Source organism: Burkholderia sp. WP42 (genome assembly GCF_000745665.1).
GTDB lineage: Bacteria > Pseudomonadota > Gammaproteobacteria > Burkholderiales > Burkholderiaceae > Burkholderia > Burkholderia vietnamiensis.
In genome coordinates, this window is the sequence record NZ_JQJT01000016.1 from 159,276 (window position 1) to 180,781 (window position 21,506).

The 21,506-nt window shown below is 67.8% G+C and carries 18 protein-coding genes; 7 read left to right on the forward strand and 11 right to left on the reverse strand.

Going from position 1 to position 21,506, the window contains the following annotated elements; genetic code table 11:
• Nucleotides 1-58 precede the first annotated feature (58 nt).
• On the forward strand, nucleotides 59-610 hold the full coding sequence (locus EX20_RS09780; protein WP_011881030.1) for a hypothetical protein: 552 nt from the start codon (nucleotides 59-61) through the stop codon (nucleotides 608-610).
• Between the two features lie 715 nt (nucleotides 611-1,325).
• Here EX20_RS09780 and EX20_RS09785 read toward each other — a convergent pair.
• The 5 genes from EX20_RS09785 to EX20_RS09800 form a co-directional block, all read right to left on the reverse strand.
• Nucleotides 1,326-3,683, reverse strand: a complete 2,358-nt coding sequence (locus EX20_RS09785; RefSeq protein ID WP_034193404.1) for a GNAT family N-acetyltransferase — start codon at nucleotides 3,681-3,683, stop codon at nucleotides 1,326-1,328.
• A 571-nt stretch (nucleotides 3,684-4,254) separates the two neighbouring features.
• Entirely contained in the window at nucleotides 4,255-4,551 is a 297-nt protein-coding gene (locus EX20_RS09790) for an H-NS histone family protein (RefSeq protein WP_011881034.1), read from the reverse strand.
• A gap of 102 nt (nucleotides 4,552-4,653) precedes the next feature.
• Nucleotides 4,654-4,938, reverse strand: a complete 285-nt coding sequence (locus tag EX20_RS33245; protein ID WP_011881035.1) for a hypothetical protein — start codon at nucleotides 4,936-4,938, stop codon at nucleotides 4,654-4,656.
• A gap of 61 nt (nucleotides 4,939-4,999) precedes the next feature.
• A complete protein-coding gene (locus tag EX20_RS09795) occupies nucleotides 5,000-5,536 on the reverse strand; it encodes a BON domain-containing protein (RefSeq protein ID WP_034193405.1) in 537 nt (178 codons plus the stop codon).
• Between the two features lie 66 nt (nucleotides 5,537-5,602).
• Nucleotides 5,603-7,087 (reverse strand): sigma-54 interaction domain-containing protein, encoded by a 1,485-nt coding sequence (locus tag EX20_RS09800; RefSeq protein WP_034193406.1) that lies wholly within the window; start codon nucleotides 7,085-7,087, stop codon nucleotides 5,603-5,605.
• A 316-nt stretch (nucleotides 7,088-7,403) separates the two neighbouring features.
• On the opposite strand from EX20_RS09800, the gene EX20_RS09805 reads away from it, so the two are divergent.
• Both EX20_RS09805 and EX20_RS09810 read left to right on the forward strand, forming a co-directional pair.
• The gene (locus EX20_RS09805; protein ID WP_011881038.1) at nucleotides 7,404-8,807 is read left to right on the forward strand and encodes a GntP family permease; all 1,404 of its coding nucleotides are present in this window, start codon (nucleotides 7,404-7,406) and stop codon (nucleotides 8,805-8,807) included.
• A gap of 462 nt (nucleotides 8,808-9,269) precedes the next feature.
• Nucleotides 9,270-9,551: a DUF4148 domain-containing protein gene (locus tag EX20_RS09810; protein ID WP_034193407.1), complete on the forward strand. Its 282-nt coding sequence runs from the start codon at nucleotides 9,270-9,272 to the stop codon at nucleotides 9,549-9,551.
• A 66-nt stretch (nucleotides 9,552-9,617) separates the two neighbouring features.
• On the opposite strand, the gene EX20_RS09815 is transcribed toward EX20_RS09810, so the two are convergent.
• Nucleotides 9,618-11,219 carry a thioredoxin family protein gene (locus EX20_RS09815; protein ID WP_034193447.1) on the reverse strand — a complete coding sequence of 534 codons (1,602 nt, stop codon included), beginning with the start codon at nucleotides 11,217-11,219 and terminating at the stop codon, nucleotides 9,618-9,620.
• Between the two features lie 27 nt (nucleotides 11,220-11,246).
• Here EX20_RS09815 and EX20_RS31840 point away from each other — a divergent pair, with 27 nt between their 5' ends.
• The 4 genes from EX20_RS31840 (at nucleotide 11,247) to EX20_RS09835 (ending at nucleotide 15,913) form a co-directional block, all read left to right on the forward strand.
• Entirely contained in the window at nucleotides 11,247-11,453 is a 207-nt protein-coding gene (locus EX20_RS31840) for a hypothetical protein (protein WP_014724170.1), read from the forward strand.
• A 490-nt stretch (nucleotides 11,454-11,943) separates the two neighbouring features.
• The gene (locus EX20_RS09825; protein WP_034193409.1) at nucleotides 11,944-14,253 is read left to right on the forward strand and encodes a phosphocholine-specific phospholipase C; all 2,310 of its coding nucleotides are present in this window, start codon (nucleotides 11,944-11,946) and stop codon (nucleotides 14,251-14,253) included.
• Between the two features lie 235 nt (nucleotides 14,254-14,488).
• Nucleotides 14,489-14,758 carry a hypothetical protein gene (locus tag EX20_RS09830; RefSeq protein ID WP_011881044.1) on the forward strand — a complete coding sequence of 90 codons (270 nt, stop codon included), beginning with the start codon at nucleotides 14,489-14,491 and terminating at the stop codon, nucleotides 14,756-14,758.
• Between the two features lie 162 nt (nucleotides 14,759-14,920).
• Nucleotides 14,921-15,913, forward strand: a complete 993-nt coding sequence (locus tag EX20_RS09835; RefSeq protein WP_034193410.1) for a DedA family protein/thiosulfate sulfurtransferase GlpE — start codon at nucleotides 14,921-14,923, stop codon at nucleotides 15,911-15,913.
• A gap of 70 nt (nucleotides 15,914-15,983) precedes the next feature.
• Here the strand turns inward: EX20_RS09835 and EX20_RS09840 are convergent, their stop codons facing one another.
• The 5 genes from EX20_RS09840 to EX20_RS09860 all read right to left on the reverse strand — a co-directional run bounded on the left by EX20_RS09840 (nucleotide 15,984) and on the right by EX20_RS09860 (nucleotide 21,501).
• The gene (locus tag EX20_RS09840) at nucleotides 15,984-17,462 is read right to left on the reverse strand and encodes an OprD family porin (RefSeq protein ID WP_034193448.1); all 1,479 of its coding nucleotides are present in this window, start codon (nucleotides 17,460-17,462) and stop codon (nucleotides 15,984-15,986) included.
• A 159-nt stretch (nucleotides 17,463-17,621) separates the two neighbouring features.
• A complete protein-coding gene (locus EX20_RS09845) occupies nucleotides 17,622-18,656 on the reverse strand; it encodes an ABC transporter ATP-binding protein (protein WP_014724174.1) in 1,035 nt (344 codons plus the stop codon).
• On the reverse strand, nucleotides 18,653-19,645 hold the full coding sequence (locus EX20_RS09850) for an ABC transporter ATP-binding protein (RefSeq protein WP_014724175.1): 993 nt from the start codon (nucleotides 19,643-19,645) through the stop codon (nucleotides 18,653-18,655). Before EX20_RS09850 ends, EX20_RS09845 begins: the two co-directional genes overlap by 4 nt.
• A gap of 1 nt (nucleotide 19,646) precedes the next feature.
• Nucleotides 19,647-20,549 carry an ABC transporter permease gene (locus EX20_RS09855; protein ID WP_011881049.1) on the reverse strand — a complete coding sequence of 301 codons (903 nt, stop codon included), beginning with the start codon at nucleotides 20,547-20,549 and terminating at the stop codon, nucleotides 19,647-19,649.
• Nucleotides 20,550-20,562: 13 nt separating this feature from the next.
• On the reverse strand, nucleotides 20,563-21,501 hold the full coding sequence (locus EX20_RS09860) for an ABC transporter permease subunit (RefSeq protein ID WP_011881050.1): 939 nt from the start codon (nucleotides 21,499-21,501) through the stop codon (nucleotides 20,563-20,565).
• Between the last annotated feature and the right edge of the window lie 5 nt (nucleotides 21,502-21,506).

The following is a 21,506-nucleotide window of genomic DNA, read 5'->3' on the forward strand; positions in this document are numbered from 1 at the left end:
CTAGAATAACGGCCCTCTCAAAAACGACGGCGGCCGGCAGTTGCGGCCTCCGTATCCGATGAATGTCATGGCCAAACTTCTGAACGATCAAGAATTCCAGCGTTTCTCCGAACTTCAGCAGAAGCAGGCAAGCTTCACGATCACGCCCGACGAAGCGGACGAACTGCGCGACATCGTCGCGCGCGCGCAGAAGAAGCGCGACGATCGCGCCGCGGCGATGCTGGCGATCGAAAGCTATATCGAGCAGTTCGACATCACGCCCGACGAACTCTTCTCGCCCGAGCAGATCGGCGAGGCCGCGCGCACCTACGGCCTCATCACGGCCACCAAGAAGGAACGGACGCTGCCGCCGTCGATCACGTTCAACGGCAAGCCGTACCAATGGACCAAGACGCTCCCCGACGACGTGCGAGCCGCGCTGTTCGACGCGTTCACGTCCGGCGAGTCGGTCAAGCGCTTCATCGCGATGCCGAAGGACACTGCGCGCTGCGCGCTGACGATTGCTCGCCTCGAGCGCGAAACCGGCGGCGTCTATGCGGACGCCCACCTCGACGAACTCGCGATCACGCGCGACCAGGTGAGCGACGCGGCGACCAAGCTCGCCGTGTAAGGGCAGTCGCCCGCCCGCTGCGTGCAATCGCGGAAGCGCGCAGCGCATTGGCACGCTTCGCGGCGCATGCGACGCACACATCGCACGCGGCCGCATCGGTGCGGCACCGGTACCTGCCGGCGCCGCGTCAGCCCGAGCGCTGGTCGCTCAAGGTCCCGAAAAGACTCACTTCAGCCTCCCGAAAACGCTCACCTCAAGCCACTGGCGGCACCAATCCGGCGGTCCGAACGTCCTCTCCGGCACCTCGCACAGACGCTCTCCATTCACTCCCGAAAAGCCTCACCAGGCCTTCCTGAAAGGGCTCACCGACAGTTCCCGGGAAGGCTCACCGACAGCTCCCGTATCGACTCACCAAGCGTCTCCCGGAAAAGCTCACGTGAAGGCTCCCGTAAAGCCTCACCTTTGAGTTTTTTCAGGCTGGCGATGCATGCGACATACAGCACGTGCACACCGATACGCCGCGAAATTGACCGGGATACGGCACGCGCCTATAGATTCGGCACACACCATCGTGGAAACGAAAACCCCGCTGCGTTCTGCCTTGTTTTGGAGGCGAGCCGCCGAAACGGCTCCCATGCTCGTTCCGATCGCCACAGCCGAGAACATTCGCCCAGACGAACCGCCGCACCGACGACGCACGCATGGCCGACATCGCACGCGCCGGTGCCAACTGCACGCGATACCCACATACTTTTCGACACTCGACGCCTCGCGACTACGGTTGCAGCTTCATCTTGAATCCGACCACGCCAGGCTCCTCCGTCGGCGACACCGCGAACCCGCACGACTTCGCGAGCGAGATCATCGCCGTGTTCTCGCGCAGCGCCTCGCCCACCATCCACGCGGTGCCGCGCGACCGTGCGTATTCGATGATGCGCATCATCATCAGCCGCCCGAGCCCCTTGCCCTTCTGATCGGGCCGCACCGCGATCGCGAACTCGGCCGTCTCGTTGTCGGGATCGGCAACCGCGCGCGCCACCGCGAGCGTATGCGACCGGCCTGATGCGTCGGTGAGCGCCACGATGAAGGCCATCTCACGGTCGTAGTCGATCTGTGTCATGCGCGCGACCTGCGAATGGTCGAAGCTGCGTACCGCGCCGAAGAAGCGCATCCGCAGATCGTCCGGCGTCATCGCGCCGAGGAGCTCCTTGTGCGCATCCTCGTCTTCAGGACGAATCGGACGGATGGTCACCGTTTCGCCGCGCCATTCGAGCGTCTGCTCAAGGTGACGCGGATACGGCATGATCGCGAGCCTGCTGCGCCCGGCCGCGAGCGTGATGCGCGGCGCAACCACATACGTGCGGTCGGACAGCACGCGCAGCGTGACCGACATCGCGACGACCTCGCGCACGTCGCACACGGCCTGCGACAGCGCCGTCAGCGCGCCCAGCGTGGGCTCGACCGGAGCGCGGCGGGCATACGGCGAACGCTCCATCACCGCGCGCGCAAGCACCGTATTCAGCGGCGGCAACCCGTACACAACGAGCGGCGCCGATACGCCGTCGGCCGGCGGCACCGCATAGCGGAACACCGGGCCGAAATTCGAATCGTCGTACATCTCGATCGTCACGTCGACGACCTTCGCGCCGGCCGACGGCTCGTCCGGCTCGCCATGCAAGCCGAAGCGTGACAGCCAGTGCAGCGCCGCTTCGCCGGCCAGCTCGTGTTCGCCGGCTTCGACCATGCGGCGTGCGTCAGCCTGCGCGGACGCGACACGCTCGGCCGGTTGCAGTGGCGTACCTTCGGGCGTCTGCATCAGCAGTTCACGGCCGAGGTTGTAGTCGACCAGCCGCGCATAGGCGCGCGCGAGCCGCTGCGGCGTCGTGTGCACCGGAATGCCGTTCGCGTGCAGCGCATCGCGCGTCGCCGCATCGACCGCGCCGAAGAAGCACGCGAGGATGCCGCGATGCGCATGCTGCCGCGCTTCGATCAACGTGCGCGCAACGGCCTCGGCCGGCGCGCTGTGAGACGTCGAATGGACGACGAACAGCGTGCCCGTTTGCGAGTAGGGTGCGAGCGCCTTGACGGCCGCGCCGAAATGCTCGGGACGCGCGTCGTCGCCCAGCGTGAGCGGGTTGCCGGGCACCGCAACGTGCGGCAGCGCGGCCGACACCGCCGACGTCACCGCTTCCGGCCAGTTGGCCAGCACGTCGCGCACCTGCGCGACCGCATCGACCGCGAGTTTCGCGACGCCCGCATCGCTGGTCACGAGGGTTGCCGCGCCGCGCGCGGTGACGCGCCCGACGCCGAGCGTCTCGATCTCGTCGAGCAGATCGTCGAGCGCATCGACGCGGACCATCCCAGCGCGCTGGAAAGCCGCCGTATACAGTGCGTCGCCCGGATCGCCGCGCCCGGTACGCAGCGCGAGCACCGGCTTGTTGCGCGCGGCCGCGCGCGCCGCCGACATGAACTTGCGCGCGGCGCACACGGTATCGAGTTCGAGCAGGATGGCGCGCGTGCCGGGATCGCTGGCGAGGTAGTCGAGCACGTCGCCGGCATCGACGTCGGCCTCGCTGCCGAGCGCGACGACATGCGAGAAGCCGAGCCCGCGCGCGTTGGCCCAACCGAGCACCGCATTGGTCAGCGCGTTCGATTGCGACACCCACGCGACGCCGCCCGAGCGCGCCGTATAGGCCGGTGCGCCGAAATGTGCATGCCGCGCGGGCGACAGCACGCCGAGACTGCCGGGCCCGACGATACGGAGCACGAACGGCTTCGCGGCCTTGAGCGCCCGGTCGAGTGCGGCGCGATCGGCGTCGGTTCGTGCATCGCCGACGATCACCGCCGCACGTGTACCCAGTTCGCCGAGCTTATGCACGATGCCGGCCCACGTGGCGGGCGGCGTGCAGATCACGGCGACCGACGGCGGCGCGGGGAGCCGCTCGACATCGCCGATCACAGTGTGCCCGCCGAGCTCTCGGTACTTCGGATTGACGGGCCACACGGGCCCTTCGAACCCGCCGTCGAGCACGCGCGCCCATACCATCGCGCCGACACTGCCCGCGCGCGACGATGCGCCGACGACCGCAACGGACTTGGGCTGAAACAACGCATCGAGATGGCGAACGGTCACATCGACTCCATACGGTAACGAAAGACGGCCCGGCCGGTGCACGGCCCGAATGGCCACGCGCCGGGCGACGCGAACTCCAAGCATAGGCGAACCGGATGCGGCTGCCTATATGCCGATCGGCCGACTGTGCGATGCGCATCAAGGCCGGCAACATGCGCTTGCACTCGACGCATTCACACATTGCAACGAGCGCAGTGGGCGACACGCGACGGCGCGGCGCATCCGTCAGAGGTGAGGATTTACAGGAGCCATGGTGAGCAGATTCGGGAGCCCTATCGCGAGGCGGCGCAATGCGCGAGCGGTGATGCGTGCGCGCTGCACGTCAGCACCGCGAAGATCGCAAATGGCCGTGCGCCTTGCGACGCGAATTACGCGCTCGTTTACCGCAATTCGCCGCCAAATCCACGGCAATCGCGACGAATGTGTGAAACGCGCTCTTTTAATCGCGGGGAGTTGCCGTTCGATACGCGATGCCGAATCGCGCGTCGGCGGCCCAAAAACAAAACGGTGCGAGGGCCGTGGGGCCGCTCGCACCGTCAGTGACCGCACGAAAGGTGAGGATTTCCGGGAATCAGTCCTTGATCAGGAAACGCGCGCGGTTCTTGCCGAGCCAAGCCGGCGCACGGCCGCGGCCGCTCCACGTTTCGCCCGTCTTCGGATTCAGGTACTTCGGCGGCAACGCGCGCTTCGGCTTCGCGGCGGCGCGCTTGCCGGCCGGGAGGAAACCGAGCTCTTCCGGCGTAATGTCGAATTCCTCGATTTTCGCCCGAATGGCGGCAATTGCATCGGCAATCGCCTTTTCGCGTTCCTTGTCGATCTTTTGCTGAAGTCTTTCGAGTTGCGCAGTCAGTTGCCTGTAGGTCGCCATATGGATGGGACTCCGTGAGTGTTATTCATGAAAAATAGCCGACTCCAAGCGAATAGAAAAGCGCTTTACCCGATTACGTCCCATCGTGCGGTCGTATCGGGCTCAATAATCGCCTTTCTTCTTGCATGCGAAGAGAAGATTTCGCACAGCGTCATCGGTCGATTGCTGGAGAACGTCGAATTCCCCGCTGCAGATGGCTCGGGCATTGTCCGTGCAATTGCTCCAGTCGCTGCCGGTGCATTGCACCTGCGTAGTCGGACGTCCGTCCGCCGTAAACAACGGCGCCCCGCCTCCGCACCCGCCGAGCCCCGCAACCAGGACCAACAATCCGGCCTGACGCCAATGCGTTCCGGGCCACCGACAGACCGACGCAAGCATGTGTTTCATTGTTCTTTCCGTCAACCAATTTTTTAATGCCGCGAGTATGCCATGCGTCGTTACCCCGCGTTCAGTCGGGCGTCCGGTCCGGCGCCCGGTCGGGACGGGCGCGCGTCCTGTACGGCAAAGCCCGGTGCGGATCGTCGGCGATGCGAACGAACACCTGCTCGACGTCGGGAAGCGCACCGAGTTCGCGTGCCAGCGCTTGCCGGTCGAAGGCGGCTTCGGCACATCCTTCGACATATATGAAGCGCCGCTGCACGGTGATCCACAGGCTCGTGCCGCGCAGGCGCTCGCTGCCCGAAAAATGCGCTTTCGCCGCCGCGGCAATCGGCTCGTCGTACATATAGGAGTTCGGCTTCGTGCAGCGATGGGCGAGCCAGCAGGTGGTGCCGCGCTCGACGCGATAATGCGCGTCGTCCTCCATCTCGGCGTGCGTCATCCACGGGCCGAGCGGCAGCGGACATTCCGCGTAGTCCTGCGACAGTGCAACGAACGGATCGTTGTACCAGTTGCGCCGCGCGGCCGGTATTTCCGCATCGGACTGCGCGAAGGAAGACGCCGTCACCAATGCGGCGAGCCATGCTGCGATACGGATTCGCTTCATCGTTGCCTCCTGCCCGGCGCGTCACGGGCGCCGCGCTGCCAGCCCGTTCGCTTCAGGCTTACGTCGTCACCGGTCGATTCCGAGCGCCGTCATCTTCTTGTACAGCGTCGCGCGGCCGATGCCGATTCGTGCAGCGGCTTCGGTTACCTTCCCGTCGCACGCCGCAAGGGCGTCGGTCAGGAACTGGCGCTCCCAGGCGGCCAATGCGTCGGCGTACGAAGCCAACGGCGCAGCGTCGGCGCCCGCGGCATCGGTGGTGCTCCGGCCCGCCAGCAGCGCAACCCGCGTGCCCGCCGGCACGCCGTCCGCCGTCATGCGCACCGGACCGAGGAACGACGCGAGCGCGGCCGCATCGATCACCGAACGGTCCGACAGCATCAGTGCGCGCTCGAGCGTGTTGCGCAGCTCGCGCACGTTGCCCGGCCACGGATACGCGCACAGCATCCGCAGCGCGTCGTCGGTCAGTTCGCAATGCGCGGCGCGGCCATGCTGCGCAGCCAGTTCCTCGAGCGTCGCGTAGACGAGCGCCGCGATGTCGGATGCGCGCTCGCGCAGCGGCGGCGCATGAATCGTCAGCACATTGAGGCGGTAATAGAGGTCGGCGCGAAAGCGGCCGGCCTCGACGAGCGCCGGCAGATCGGCGGAGGTCGCGGCGATGATCCGCACATCGGCGCGCACGATCCGGTTCGAGCCGACCGGTTCGAACTCCTTGTCCTGCAACACCCGCAGCAGCTTCCCCTGCAGCGGCAACGGCATGTCGCCGATCTCGTCGAGAAACAGCGTGCCGCGATCGGCCAGCTCGAACTTGCCGACGCGCCCCTTGCGATCGGCGCCCGTATACGCACCGGGCGCCGCGCCGAAGAACTCGGTTTCGAGCAGCGTGTCGGGGATCGCCGCGACGTTCACCGTCACGAGCGGTTGCAACGCACGCGCCGACGCCGCGTGGATCGCATGCGCGAGCAGTTCCTTGCCGGTGCCCGTCTCGCCGAGCAGCAGCACCGGCGAATCGACCTGCGCCGCGCGCCGTGCCTGCCTCTTGGTCTCGAGGCTCGCCGCGCTCGTGCCGACGAAGCTCGCAAACGTGTACTTGGCACGGCGCGCCTGCGCGAGCGAACGCTGCGTCGCGATCAGCTGCTGTTGAAGCTGCGCGTAGCGCGAAAAGATCGGCGTGAGCGTCTTCAGTTGATCGAACAGCGCAAAGCCGATCGCGCCGACCGTCTCGCCCGCCTCGTTCTTCAACGGCAGGCGCGTGACGACGAGCGGCTCGCGGCCGGTCTCCATGATGTCAAGCAGAATCGGCTGGCCAGTCGACACCACCTCGCGCATCAAACTATTCGGAATCACGGCTTCGCAGTCGAGGCCGATCGCCTGCTGCGGATCCGCGAAGCCGAAGCGCGCCGCATACCGCTCGTTCATCCAGACGACGCGCGCGTCGCGATCGACCACCACCGTGCCCGCACTGGAATCCTCGAACGTGCGGAACAGCGACTCGGCGGCGCGGCGCAGCACGTCGCCGAAATTGATGGGCAGGCGGGCCAGGTCGTTCATCATCGTGTCGTCGTCTCCATGTATCGTTGGCCGGCTGTCTCCAAAGCGAGACGCAGTATCTCATTTCGGAGACCTGCCGGAATGCGTTGTCCGGGAAAGCCCTGCCCCGTTTGGCGCGCGTCGGCGGGCAGGACATCGTCTCCGGAGCGAGACGTTTTATGTAGAATCTTCAGACATTGGCCGGCGCGGGCCCGCCGGCCTGCGCCGGGCGCCCGCCCGGCGGCGCACTCCGGCCGATGGCACGAAACCTGCACGACCCCGAGCCGGTCCGCGGCGCGTCCCGCGATCGAAAACAAACCAAAGCCATTAGGAGACTCCCTTGTCTTTCGTGATCGTCCTCGCCGCGCTGGCGTTCCTGATGTTCGCCGCCTATCGCGGCTACAGCGTGATCCTGTTCGCGCCGATCGCCGCGCTCGGCGCGGTCCTGCTGACCGAACCGGCCGCCGTCGCCCCGGTCTTCTCCGGCATATTCATGGAGAAGATGGTCGGCTTCGTCAAACTCTATTTCCCGGTGTTCATGCTCGGCGCCGTATTCGGCAAGGTGATCGAACTGTCCGGGTTCTCCGAGTCGATCGTCCATGCGGCGATCCGCTACATCGGCCGCTCGCGTGCCAATGCGGTGATCGTCGTGGTGTGTGCGCTGCTCACCTATGGCGGCGTGTCGCTGTTCGTCGTGGTGTTCGCCGTCTATCCGTTCGCGGCCGAGCTCTATCGCCAGAGCAACATTCCGAAACGGCTGATGCCCGGCGCGATCGCGCTCGGCGCGTTCTCGTTCACGATGGATTCGCTGCCCGGCACGCCGCAAATCCAGAACATCATCCCGACCACGTTCTTCAAGACGACCGCGTGGGCCGCGCCTGCGCTCGGCACGATCGGCTCGCTGTTCATCATCGTCGTGGGCCTCACGTATCTCGAATGGCGCCGCCGCTCGGCGATGGCGAAGGGCGAAGGCTACGGCACGTCGCTCGTGAACGAGCCGGAACGCGTCGAAGCAACTGCGCTGCCGCATCCGGCGCTGGCGATCCTGCCGCTGATCCTCGTCGGCGTTTCGAACTTCGCGTTCACGAAGCTGATCCCGCAGTGGTATGGCGCCGCGTCGTACACGGTCGCGCCGGACGTGCTGCCCGGCGTGCATGCGCCGGTCACGACGTCGATCAAGACGGTCGTCGCGATCTGGTCGGTCGAAGCCGCATTGCTGCTCGGCATCGTGCTGGTGATCCTGACCGCGTTCAAGCGCGTGAGCGGGCGCTTTGCGGTCGGATCGAAGGCCGCCGTCGGCGGCGCGCTGCTCGCGGCGATGAACACCGCGTCCGAATACGGCTTCGGGGGCGTGATTGCGGCGCTGCCGGGCTTCCTGGTGGTCAGCGATGCGCTCAAGAGCATCCCGAACCCGCTCGTCAACGCGGCCGTGTCGGTCAGCTCGCTCGCCGGCATCACCGGTTCGGCGTCGGGCGGCATGAGCATCGCGCTCGCCGCGATGTCGGACCTGTTCATCAAGGGCGCACAGGCCGCCAACATTCCGCTGGAAGTGCTGCACCGGGTCGTCGCGATGGCAAGCGGCGGCATGGACACGCTGCCGCACAACGGCGCGGTCATCACGCTGCTGGCCGTCACGGGCCTCACGCACCGCGAATCGTATCGCGACATCTTCGCGGTCACGGTGATCAAGACACTCGCGGTGTTCTTCGTGATCGCCGTGTACTACACCACGGGCCTCGTGTAAGCGTCAGCATCGGGCGGCGGCGTTCAGACGCGCGCCGCCCGGCTCGTGTCGGCCGTGGCGACGCGGCCGGCAAGCTCGGCGTCGCGCATGATCGGGGGCTTGATGGCGCCGCCGATGCCGGCCGTGCGGACTGCGCTGCCCCCCCGCTTTCCTACGTTTCCGCCTTACGTTCCCGCCTTCCGCCGTCTTCGCGGCCATTGCCCGGTGTGCCGGGCACCGCTGTCATCATCAGCACGACGCAAACGATCATCCCGCCCGTCCCGCATGCCCACCAAGCACACCACCACCCGCTTTCGTCCGAACTAACCCGCCCATTGTTGTCGCCAGCAAAAAACTGCATTGGGAGCAATCGCATTTTTCCCACGAGCAGCGCGGCCTACACTGGGTTCACCCGCTGCCGCCATATCAGACGAAATCGTTTGCAGGCTTGGCAGCCAGCCGCACACATCGAGGTTCACGATCATGAAGCGCCTGTTTCCCGCAATCGTCATCGCGGTAGCCGCATCCGCGCCGCTCGCAGCACAAGCGCAGGCCGAAGTCCAAGCCCAGGCGCAAGCTCAATCGAACCCGCCGCTCACGCGCGCGCAGGTCCGGTCCGAAGTGAAAGCGCTGAAGCAAGCCGGCTTCCAGCCGAGCGACTGGTTCTATCCGGCCAGCATCGTTTCAGCAGAAGCGAAGATCGCGCGCGAGCAGCATGCCGGGTACGGCAGCGACGGCAGCCCGTCGTCCGAAACCAGCCACTAAGCAATCGCGGCGACCACGCGGCCGGCACGCCCAGCCGCGCGTCATCGCGGCCTCAGGCCCGCAGCCTCAGGCCTTCACCGGCTGAAGCAGTTTCGCGCACGCCGCCGCCTGCGGATCACCTGCCGGCAGCTTTGCGCATACGCCGTCGAACTGCTTCACGACCGACCGGACCGATGCATCGTGCGCGCCGTCGCTACGCCAGCGCTTCAGCTGCGTGACGACCTTGGTCAGCGCCCGCAGGTTCGCACCGTAAAACGCATCGCGCGTGCCGGACGCCTGCGCGAGCACGCTCGCGGCGATCCCTTCGATCCGCGCCGAATCGTCCGGCGCCAGCGCGACCGCATTCGCGAAATAGGTCGCGCCCCAGCGCAATTTCGTCGCCGATCCGCTCGCCGCGTCGTACGCCTTTCGATACCAGTCCAGCGCCGCCGCCTTGTCGCCGCGCGCCTTCGCGTTCGCGGCCAGTCCCGACATGAAGTAATACGGCGTCGACGAACGCGGCAGCTCGGCCTTCAGCAGCGCGTCCGATTCGTCGTACAGCCCGGCGTCGGTCAACGTGTCGGCCGCTTCGCTGACGAGCGCCTGCCGCTCGTACGCGTTCGCCGCGCCCTGCACCGACGCCGCGATCTGCTTGCGCGCAGCGGCGAGCAGCGCGGGCGCGGTCGCGTCGAGCCGCGTGCCGTCGCGTGCGTCGCCGCGCGCGAGCAGCACGCGGCCATGCAGCGCCATCAGCCGGTCGATCGACGACAGCGTGGCGTCCGTCGACAGCCGTGCGAGCGCAGCGTCGTAAGCGCCGCGCAGCTTCGTGCGCTGCGCGGGCTCGCCGCCGAGGTACGCGACCACGCGGGCCGGCGCCGCGACGAGTACGTCGGAATCCGCACGCGCGAGCGGCGGATCGCGCAGCACGTCGCGCAGCGCATCGGCGAGCGCGGCCTTGTCGAGCGCGCCGGCCTGCGCGGGATCGTCCGACGCCGCGACCACCGCCGCCTTCAGCGCGAAACGCGCGGCGTCCGCCGTCGCGCCGGCCGCGCGCGCACGCTGCGACAGCGTCTGCAGCGTCACGGCCACACGGTCGGGCGGCACCGGCAGCGCACCGTCGGTATCCCACGAATAATCGGCGAGCAGATGCCATTCGGACGGCGTCAGCGCCGCGCCCTCGTTCAGCGCGGTCGCGAGCGTCTGCCGCACCGGATGGGTGGCCGTCATCCCCAGCGACAGCGCCTGCATGTAGCGGTCGAGATCGGCTTCGCCCGGCAGCCGCGTCACCTCGGTGCCGTCGGGCCGAAACAGGATCATCGTCGGATAGCCGTGCACCTTGAAGCGCTCGCCGAGCTTCTGCGCGCTTTCGGTATCGCCGTCGAGATACACCGGCACGAACAACGACGAGCGCGTCTTGAACGCCTGCTGACTGAAGACGGTCGACTTCACCTGGTTGCACGACGGGCACCACACCGCGCCCCAGTACAGCAGCAGCGGCTTGCCGGTGCGCTTCGCGAGCGCGAAGGCCGCGTCGACGTCGCCCTGCTGCCATGCGATGCCGGGCGGCAGATGCGCATCGCCGCTCGGCGCACCCGCGACGGCCACGCGCTGCGGCGTGTCGACGGCAAGCGCGGCGCCGGCCACGACGATCAGGCAGGCGGCGGTCAGGTTCCGGAGTACGGTTTTCATCGAGTCGGCTTCCATGGAAAGAGACGGTTGCGCAAAGCCACGCAGCGAAAACAAGCACGGCGAAACGACCGAACGCATCGGGCGGCGCCGCACGTGCCGGAACCGGCGGCACATATCGCTACGCCGTCGCTTCACGAAGCGCCGCGGACGATCGCATCCATCGTTCATCGCACGACGATGCCCGTCGCGACGGTCGGCAAATTTGTCGACGATACGATTGCCGCGATCGGTTGAAAACCAACGAATCGTTGAATGCATATGACACGCGCGATCGTCAAAGAAGTGTCACCGAGCAGCAGCCACCACCACGCGCAGCACATCGTCGTTCATGACAGTGAAACATCGACCAAAGGCCATCGCATACGTTGCATGCGCAACGACATCGCGTCAAGAAGCCCGCATCGAATCGGAAATTTCTGCCGTCTCGCGACCGCAGGATCGGTAACTTCCTTCCATCGAGACACCGTAACGCACGTCCGCCATCTCGTTGCACCCGCAACTTCCATCACACGGAGCGTCATGTCATTTCCGCATCATGGCGACGTCATCTGCGCTCCCTAGACTGCTCTCCGCACCGCGCATCACGAGCGCGCGGCAAGCGGAATCGCGGCATGGCCCGATGCGCGCCATCGCACCCGCATCGCGACCCGTCCGCGCCCGGACGACGCCCGCGCGCACCCCACCGACGTCACTCTCGCTCCCGCCATCACAGGACCAGAACGCCATGACCTCACGCCGTAAATTCCTTCAGCAGACGGCCACTGCCGGCCTCGCCGGCGCCGCGCTGACCGCGTTTCCGCCGAGCATTCGCCGCGCGCTCGCGATTCCCGCCTTCCATGAATCGGGGACGATCAACGACGTGAAGCACGTCGTGCTGCTGATGATGGAGAACCGCGGGTTCGACGGTTACTTCGGCACGTTCAAGGGCGTGCGCGGTTACGGCGATCGCTTCGCGGTGCCGTCGCCGAACGGCCGCGACGTGTTCCACCAGACCTACACGAAGGCGACGCCCGCGGCGACCATCACGCCGTACCACCTCGATGCGAGCCAGGGCAACGCGCAGCGCGCGGGCGGCACGCCGCACACGTGGGCCGACGCGCAGGCCGCCTGGGATCACGGCCGCATGAACCGTTGGCCCGACGCGAAGACGCCGCTGTCGATGGGCTATTACGATGCGGCCGAAGTGCCGTTCCAGCGCGCGCTCGCCGATGCGTTCACGCTGTGCGACCACTACCACTGCGGGATGCACACCGGCACGATCGCGAACCGGCTGTTCTACTGGAGCGGCACCAACGGCCCGAACGGCGTCAGCCCGGCCGACGGCAGCCGCGTGAAGGTCGCCGCACTGAACAACCAGTTCAACGGCGGCAACGACATCGGCCCGTCGAGCCAGGGGTGGACGTGGACGACGTACGCGGACCGGCTGCAGCACGCCGGCGTGAGCTGGAAGGTCTACCAGAGCCTGATCGACAACTTCGGCTGCAACGAGATGATGAGCTTTCGCCACTGGCGCGCGGCCATCGAGCAGATGCCGGCCGCACGCCGGCCGGCGTACGTTGCGTCGACGGACATCACGCAGCCGGTGACGGCGGCCGGCGCGTTCTACGATCCGACGATCGACGACGCGTTGAGCCCGCTCGCGAAAGGCTTCGGCAACACGATGCCGTACGGCTTTCTCGAAACGCTGCGCGACGACATCCGCACCGGCAAGCTGCCCGAAGTGTCGTGGATCATTCCGCCGTCGGCGTACAGCGAGCATCCGGGGCCGTCGAGCCCCGCGCAGGGCGCGTGGTACGTGCAGGCCGTGCTCGACGCGCTGACCGCGAACCCGGAGGTGTGGAGCAAGACGGTGCTGCTCGTCAACTACGACGAGAACGACGGCTTCTTCGACCACATGCCGTCGCCGGCCGTGCCGTCGCGCAACGCCGACGGCTCGCTCGCCGGCGGCCATACGCTCGCGGCAGCCGACGTCGCGGTCGAATACCACGACTTCGCACCGGCCACCTCGAGCCAGCCCGCGGCCGACGGCCGCCCGTACGGCCCCGGCCCGCGCGTGCCGATGTGGGTCGTGTCGCCGTGGAGTCGCGGCGGCTGGGTCAACTCGCAGGTGTTCGACCATACGTCGACGCTGCTTTTCCTCGAAAAACGCTTCGGCGTGGTCGAGCCGCAGATCAGCGCCTATCGCCGCGCGGTGTGCGGCGACCTGACCAGCGCGTTCAACTTCCGCACGCCGAACGACGAACCGCTGCCGACGCTCGCGGGCCGCACGACGAAAAGCGCCGCCGATGCGCTGAGCGCAGCCCAACAGGCCGCGCCGAAGATCACGCCGCCCGCCACGCCGTCGCTGCCGGCGCAGGCCGTGGGCGTGCGTCCGTCGCGCGCGTTGCCGTACGAGCTGCATGCGAGCGCGCACGTCGATGGCGGCAACGGCACCGTCACGCTGAAGTTCGCGAATACCGGCCGGGCGGCGGCGGTGTTCCATGTCTACGACAAGCTGCACCTCGACCGCGTGCCGCGCCGCTACGTCGTCGAGCCGGGCAAGGCGCTGCGCGGCGACTGGGCCGCACGCGCCGACGACGCCGGTAAATATGACCTCTGGGTGCTCGGCCCGAACGGCTATCACCGCCGCTTCACCGGCGATCTCGCGCAGCTTGCCGGCGCACGCGCGCCGCACCCGGAGATCCGGGTCGGCTACGCGGGCGCGAGCGGCAACCTGCATCTGCGGCTGCGCAACGACGGCGGCGACACGGTGCGCTTCACGGTGAAATCGAACCGGGCGTACGGCCCGCTGTCCGGCCACGGCGCCAGCGACGACCACGACCGCGGCGCCGACACGGGGACGACGTGGACGGTGGCGGTGCATGGCGGCACGCAGCACGAACTGCACTGGAAGCTCGACTCGACCGGCCACTGGTACGACTTCGTCGTCACCGCCGACAGCGACCCGAGCTTCGCGCGCCGCGTGGCCGGCCGCGTCGAGACGGGTCGTCACTCGGTCAGCGATCCGGCGATGGGGCTGCCCGAGCGCTTCTGACGGCAGCGGTGCGCCCGGCCGCGAACACCGGCCGGGCGCCGCGCGCGGCGGGCCCGGAGCCGGCCGGAACGCCCGCCCCGCGCGGCTCAAACATCAGAGGGATCGGTGGTGCAGCCCTCATTTCACGCCCACGAAAATGCTCCGTGTCGCGGCCCGTTCGCGTTAAACTCCATCAAGCTGCATTCAACAACGACATCTTCGCCAACCACGCACACACGACACGAGGATAGGTTCGATGCGCACTACCGGCTCATCCGGGGCAATGACCCTGCTCACCGAACACGACCCGGCCGACGGCCGCGAATTGCGCTCGCTGCGGCTCGAATCGACTGCCGACGGCAAGAGCGTGCTGCTGATCGAGATCGACGAACGCAAGCCCGGCATTCATCGCGAGGTCCGCTACGAAATCACGCCGGCCGAACTGATCGCGGCGATCCGCTCGCACGGCGCCGAGCTGCCCGGCGAGAATCACGGCGCCGTCTCTCTCGCCCGCACGTCGTCCTGATCTCCACGGTGAGCCGCGTGCCACGCGCCGGCTCACCGCGTCCGTTCCGCCTGTCCGCAGCGCCGTTCGGCGCGCTTCGTCGTTCTCCCGCCGTCGGCTTGAAAATGGCCGATAATCGGCGCATCCGCGCGTCGTCCGCGCGCTCCTTTTCGGGCAGCCGCCATGCTTCGTGACCTCGTCGCCCAGTACGGGCCGCTTCTCGTGTTCGCCAACGTGCTCGCGGCGGCCATCGGTCTGCCGGTGCCGGCGATGCCGACGCTCGTGCTGTTCGGCGCGATGGCCGCCATGCATCCGGCGATGATCGGCTCGCAGGTCGTGACGGTGCTCGCGCTGTCGGTGCTCGGCGCGCTGATCGGCGACACCGTGTGGTACGTCGCCGGCCGCCGCTACGGCGGCGCGACGCTGAAGACGATCTGCCGGCTGTCGCTGTCGCGCGATTCCTGTGTGAGGAAAACCGAACGTTTCTTCGGCCGCTACGGCGTGCGCGTGCTCGCGGTAGCACGCTTCATTCCCGGCCTGTCGCTGGTATCGGTGCCGATGGCCGGCGCGCTCGGCACGCGCTATCGCACGTTCGCCGGCTACGACGCGCTGGGCGCCGCATTGTGGACCATCGTCGCGCTCGGCGCGGGCCTCGTGTTCTACCGCCAGATCGACTGGCTGCTCGCCGGCGCGAGCCGGCTCGGCCGCGCGGTGCTGCTGGTGATCGTCGCGCTGCTCGCGCTCTATGCGGCCGTGCGCTGGATGCGCCGCCGCGCGCTGATCCGGCAGCTCGCGAGCGCGCGCATCGGCGTCGACGAGCTGGAACGGCTGCTGCGCGATCCGTCCGCGCCGGTGGTGCTCGACGTCCGCTCGGCCGAGCACCGCAAGCTCGATCCGTTCACGATCCCGGGCGCGCAGTTCGCGGACGAACGGCACATCGACGACATCGTCGCCCGCTATCCGCTCACGCAGAAGTTCGTCGTGTACTGCTCGTGCCCGAACGAAGTGACGGCCGCGCTGATGGCGCGGCGTCTGCTCGACGCCGGCTTCACCGATGCGCTGCCGCTGCGCGGCGGCCTCGACGCGTGGCGCGACACGGGCCGCGAACTCGCGTCGCTGCTCGAAGAGACACCGGCCGCGAACGATCCGATCGCCGGATTGCACAAGCCCGCCTGATCGTCCTTCGGCGGCAGGCCGCCCTCTCACAAGAGAAACGGCCGCGACGTTCGCCGCGGCCGCCATCCGGTCAGAACGCGTGCAGCGGCAGGTTCACCACGAGGCGATACTCGCGGTTCGTCGCGTCCGAGTAATGGGCCGAACCGTTGTGCCACATCGCGATGAACGTGACCTTCGTGTCCTTCAGCTTGCCGCTCTGGAACGTGTACGACGGGATGAAGCCGAACTCGTGGTGACGGCCCTGCACCGGCGCACCGTTGCTCCAGTAGATGCTCGACTTGCTCGGATCGTTCGCGGCGCCTGCGCTGCCGTCCGCGCCCCAGCCCGTCACGCCCCAGATCATCGCCTTGAAGCCCGGCAGCCCCGCTTCCTTGCCGTAGAACGTGTAGCGCAGCTGCAGCGACTTTTCGTGCGGCGCGTTGTAGTCGACGTCCATCGAGTTGGTCAGGAAGATGCCGTTGGTTTCGTTCAGGTAGTCGAAGAACTGGTCGCCGAGGATCTGCTGATAGCCGAGCAGCAGCTCGTGCGGCCCGTGCTGCGCCGCGAGCGACAGGCTGTACGCGTTGTTGTCGATCTTGCCCTGCAGCGCGTCGCCGGTGTCGTGCGTCGAATAGACGTTGCCGAAGCCCGTCCACTTGATGGTGTCCGCGCTGCCGATGCTGTGCTTCACCGATGCGTAGTACTGATGCCACACGTCGTCGGCCTGGTTCGCGTACAGCGCGACTTCGCCATTCGGCGAGTAGTCCCAAGTACCGCCGACGTAAGTCAGGCGGTTCACGCGCGTGCCGCCGTATTGGGTCGTCAGGTTCGTGAGCGTGGTGTGACCGCGCGCGTCGTTCTTCGTGAAGCTGCCGGCCTCGAGCATCACGTTCTTGAATTCGTTGCTGACGATCGTCGCGCCGAGGAAGGTCGGCGGCAGCGCGCGGTTGTCGTGCTGCTCCATGAACGGGTTGTCGACGGCCTGCAGACCGTACTTGATCACCGTGTTCGAGATGCGCGCCTTCACGTCGTAGATGCCCGGATAGGCCCATGCGAGCTGATTGCCGCCGCCGCCGCCCTTCGCGATGTGCACCATGCTGCCGGCGCCCGCGCCGCCGTCGAGCTTCAGCGCCGCATACACCGATGCGTCCACGCCGAAGCCGATCAGGCCCGTCGTGTAGCCCGACTCGAAGTTCGCCATCACGCCCTGGACCCACGCGTGGCGGTGCGGGCCGCCCTTGCTGTCGAGCACGTCGGAATAGTTGCGGAACAGGAAGTTCAGATGGCTGTCGGCGATGAAGCCGTTCGATTTCGACTGGGCAGACGGTTCGTCGGGCGGCGTGACGGCCTGGGTCGCCTCGGCGTTGACAATGGCGTTCGGCGTCGTTGCCTGCGCAACCGACGCGCCGGCGCCGACCCCTGCGCTCGGCGTGGCCTGGGCGACGGTCAGCGGCGCAGGCGCCGCGTCGTCGGCGCGCGCGACACCGCCCAGCGTGACGCCGGCGAGCGCGGGCAAGCCCCATGCAAGCAGCATCTTCGATGCCGTCCCGATCTTCTTTTGCTTGTTCATCGTCATTCTCGTCTTGTGTTGAAGTCGTCCATGCCGGTTGCGGTCCGCTTCCGGCCCCCCGGCGTGCCCGGCTACGGACGCGCCTGTACCCGCCGCACGAAGATCGTTCGCGCCGCCCTTACCCCTGTTGACCTGCATCGTTGTGTTTGCTGCGTCACATCACGCCGCCGCGACGCCCGCCCGGATGCACGCGACGCGCGCCGCCGAGCCGGGCCGGACTTCCGGCTGCGGCACGTCCTGCGCGCATGCGTCGATCGCGACCGGACAGCGCGTACGAAACGCGCAACCGGACGGCGGATTCAGCGGCGACGGCATCTCGCCCGCCAGCAGCATCGGACGGCGAGCACGCTCGCGCGCCGGCTCCGGCGTCGGCGCCGCGTCCAGCAGCGCCTTCGTGTACGGGTGCTGCGGCACGCCGTACACGTCGTGCCGCGTGCCGAACTCCATCACACGGCCGAGATACATCACGAGCACGCGCCGGCTGATGGCCTTCACCACCGCCAGGTCGTGCGCGACGAACAGATACGACAGCGACAGATCGCGCTGCAGATCGCGCAGCAGGTTCACGATCTGCGCCTGGATCGACACGTCGAGCGCCGACACGGGCTCGTCGCAGATCACGAGCTTCGGCTCGCCGATCAGCGCGCGCGCGATGCCGATGCGCTGGCACTGTCCGCCGGAGAATTCGTGCGGATAGCGCAGCAGGTGATGCGCGTTCAGACCGACGCGCTCGAGCATCGTGATCACGCGCCGGCGCACTTCCGCACGCCCGAGGCCCGCGTGGTGCGTGACGAGCGGCTCCGCGACGATCTGCTCGATCGTCATGCGCGGATCGAGCGACGCGAGCGGATCCTGGAAGATCATCTGCACTTCGCGACGCATCGCGGTGCCGCGCAGGTGATCGGGCGCGACGGCCTGGCCGCGCCAGCGCACGGTGCCGGCCGTCATCGGCACGAGGCCGACCAGCGCGCGCGCGAGCGTCGACTTCCCGCAGCCCGACTCGCCGACGAGCCCGACCGTCTCGCCGCGCTTCACGTCGAACGACACGCCGTCGACCGCGCGCAGCGTGCCCTTCGGCGACCACGGATAGCCGCCCAGCGGCACACGGAAATGCACCTTCAGATCGTCGACGGAGAGCAGCGTGTCGCTCGTCGTCTCCGTTGCGCCGGCATGGCGGCTTTCAGCGGCGCTCATCGCAGACCTCCCGTCAGATCGGCCAGCGGCCGGTGGCACGCGCGCAGCGCACCCGCCGCGCCGTAGGTTTCGAGCGCGGGGCGCGCGGTGGCGCAGCGCTCCTGCGCGTACGTGCAGCGTTGCGCGAAGGCGCAGCCGGCCGGCGCGGTGCCGGGCATCGGCGGATTGCCGGGGATCGCGACGAGCGGCGCGTCGACGGCGTCGGTCAGCCGCGGCAGCGCGTTCAGCAGGCCGATCGTGTACGGATGCGACGGCGCCGCGAAGATCGCATCGGCCGGCGCGTATTCGACGGTGCGGCCCGCATACATCACCATCACGTCGTCCGCGAGGCCGGCGACCACGCCCATGTCATGCGTGATCAGCACGATCGCCGTGCCGCGCTCGCGGTTCAGCTCGCGCAGCAGGTCGATGATCTGCGCCTGCACGGTCACGTCAAGCGCGGTGGTCGGCTCGTCGGCGATCAGGATCTCCGGCTCGGACAGCAGCGCCATCGCGATCATCACGCGCTGACGCATGCCGCCGGAGAACTCGTGCGGATACATGCGGATGCGGCGCGCGGCGTCCGGAATCCGCACCGCTTCGAGCGCGTCGATCGCGCGTCGCGTCGCGTCCTTGCGCGACAGCTTGCGATGCAGCTGCAGCGTCTCGGTCATCTGCCGCTCGATCGTCAGGAACGGGTTCAGCGACGTCATCGGATCCTGGAAGATCATCGCGATGCGGTCGCCGCGCACCGCGTTCAGCGCGCGCGTGTCCATCGCGAGCAGATCGTCGCCGCGGTAACGCGCGGCGCCCGTCGTCGTGCCGTTCGCGGCCAGCAGCCCGAGCAGCGCCATCACGGTCTGGCTCTTGCCCGAGCCCGATTCGCCGACGATGCCGAGCGTCTTGCCGGCTTCCAGCGAGAACGACACGCCGTTCACGGCGTCGATCGGCGCGGCGTCCTTGCGCGAGAAGCGCACGCCGAGGTTTTCTACTTCAAGCAACACTGACATCTCAGCGATCCTTCGGGTCGAGCGCGTCACGCAGGCCGTCGCCAACGAAGTTCACGCAGTAGAGCGTCACGCACAGCATGACGGCCGGGGCCAGCAGCAGCCACGGCATCGATTCCAGTTTCTGCGCGCCGTCCTGGATCAGCACGCCCCAGCTCGTCATCGGCTCCTGGACGCCGAGCCCGAGGAACGACAGCACCGATTCGGTCAGCACGATGCTCGGCACCGACACCGTCGCGTACACGACCACCACGCCGAGCAGGTTCGGCACGATGTGACGCCGCACGATCGAGGTCGGCGACACGCCGATCGCGCGCGCCGCATCGACGAACTCGCGATTGCGCAGCGACAGCGTCTGGCCGCGCACGACGCGCGCCATGTCGATCCACGAGAACGCGCTGATGGTCAGCACGACGAGCAGGAACGAGCGGCCGAACAGCGTCATCATCAGGATCGCGATCAGCAGGTACGGGATCGCATACATCATGTCGACGACGCGCATCATCGCGGAGTCGACCCGGCCGCCCGCGAAGCCGGCCGTCGCGCCCCACGCGACGCCGAACAGGCCGGACACCAGCGTGCCGAGCAGGCCGACCTCGATCGACACGCGGCCGCCGATCAGCGTGCGCACGAGCAGGTCGCGGCCGAGCTCGTCGGTGCCGAACCAGTGCTGGTTCGCCCAGGTCGGCGGCAGGCTGATCGAGCTCCAGTCGCTCGCGGCCGGATCGGCCGCGAGCAGCCACGGGCCGACGAAACAGGCGAGCGTGACGAGCGCGAGCAGCACGAGGCTGAACACCGCCGCGCGGTTGTGGAGGAAGCGCGCGAACGCGAGCGCCAGCGGCGAGCGCGAACGCGGCGGCGAGTCGGTCTGCACGGGCAGGCCGACGGCGGGAGTGGTCGGAGTCATCGCAGTGCCTCGCTCAGTAACGGATGCGCGGATCGAGCCACGCGTACGCGAGGTCGACCAGCAGGTTGAACAGCACGGCGAAGACGGTCGTCAGCACGACGAGGCCGAGCACCAGCGTGTAGTCGCGGTTGATCGCGCCGTTCACGACGAGTTGCCCGAGGCCCGGCAGCGAGAACACCGATTCGGTGACGACGGCCGCCGTGATCGACGTGATGCACACGGTGCCGAACAGCGACACGACCGGCATCAGCGCGGGCTTGAGCGCATGGCGCAGCACGATCGTCGAGCCGGGCAGGCCCTTCGCGCGCGCGGTGCGGATGTAGTTGCTCGACAGCGTCTCGATCATCGAGCCGCGCATCACGCGGGCGAGCAGCGACACGTTGATGAAGGTCAGCAGCACGATCGGCAGCAGCCGGTACTGCCAGCCGCCGTCGCCCCAGCCGCCGGCCGGCAGCCAGCCGTTGCCGGCCGACGTCTTCAGCAGGATCGCGAAGATCCACACCAGCACCGGGCCGAGCACGAACGGCGGCACGACGTTGCCGAAGTTGCCGAGCAGCATCACGAAGCGGTCGATCACGCTGTCGCGGCGCACGGCCGCGACGGTGCCGAGCAGCACGCCGATCACGATCGAGATCGGGATCGACACGCCGCCTACGCCGAGACTCACGGGCAGCGCCTTCTTCACGAGATCGTTCACCGACCAGTCGACGTAACGGAACGACGGGCCGAGATCGCCGTGCAGCAGCGAGCCGAGATACAGCAGGTACTGCTTCCACAGCGGCGCGTCGAGGTGGTACTTCGCATTCAGGTTCGCGAGCGTCGCCGCGGACAGCTGCTTCTCCGTATCGAACGGGCCCCCGGGCGTGAAGTGCAACAGCAGGTAGCAGACGGTGATGACGGCGAGAATCGTCGGCACCGCCCACAACGTGCGTCTCAGTGCATAGGCCAGCATGATCG

Coding starts and splice junctions, on each gene's coding strand:
- EX20_RS09810 (WP_034193407.1), top strand. CDS start 9,270: ATGAAGCGCCTGTTTCCCGCAATCGTCATCGCGGTAGCCGCATCCGCG.
- EX20_RS09815 (WP_034193447.1), bottom strand. CDS start 11,219: ATGAAAACCGTACTCCGGAACCTGACCGCCGCCTGCCTGATCGTCGTG.
- EX20_RS09835 (WP_034193410.1), top strand. CDS start 14,921: ATGCTTCGTGACCTCGTCGCCCAGTACGGGCCGCTTCTCGTGTTCGCC.
- EX20_RS09855 (WP_011881049.1), bottom strand. CDS start 20,549: ATGACTCCGACCACTCCCGCCGTCGGCCTGCCCGTGCAGACCGACTCG.
- EX20_RS09800 (WP_034193406.1), bottom strand. CDS start 7,087: ATGATGAACGACCTGGCCCGCCTGCCCATCAATTTCGGCGACGTGCTG.
- EX20_RS09830 (WP_011881044.1), top strand. CDS start 14,489: ATGCGCACTACCGGCTCATCCGGGGCAATGACCCTGCTCACCGAACAC.
- EX20_RS09860 (WP_011881050.1), bottom strand. CDS start 21,501: ATGCTGGCCTATGCACTGAGACGCACGTTGTGGGCGGTGCCGACGATT.
- EX20_RS09850 (WP_014724175.1), bottom strand. CDS start 19,645: ATGTCAGTGTTGCTTGAAGTAGAAAACCTCGGCGTGCGCTTCTCGCGC.
- EX20_RS09845 (WP_014724174.1), bottom strand. CDS start 18,656: ATGAGCGCCGCTGAAAGCCGCCATGCCGGCGCAACGGAGACGACGAGC.
- EX20_RS09790 (WP_011881034.1), bottom strand. CDS start 4,551: ATGGCGACCTACAGGCAACTGACTGCGCAACTCGAAAGACTTCAGCAA.
- EX20_RS33245 (WP_011881035.1), bottom strand. CDS start 4,938: ATGAAACACATGCTTGCGTCGGTCTGTCGGTGGCCCGGAACGCATTGG.
- EX20_RS09780 (WP_011881030.1), top strand. CDS start 59: ATGAATGTCATGGCCAAACTTCTGAACGATCAAGAATTCCAGCGTTTC.
- EX20_RS09840 (WP_034193448.1), bottom strand. CDS start 17,462: ATGAACAAGCAAAAGAAGATCGGGACGGCATCGAAGATGCTGCTTGCA.
- EX20_RS09795 (WP_034193405.1), bottom strand. CDS start 5,536: ATGAAGCGAATCCGTATCGCAGCATGGCTCGCCGCATTGGTGACGGCG.
- EX20_RS09825 (WP_034193409.1), top strand. CDS start 11,944: ATGACCTCACGCCGTAAATTCCTTCAGCAGACGGCCACTGCCGGCCTC.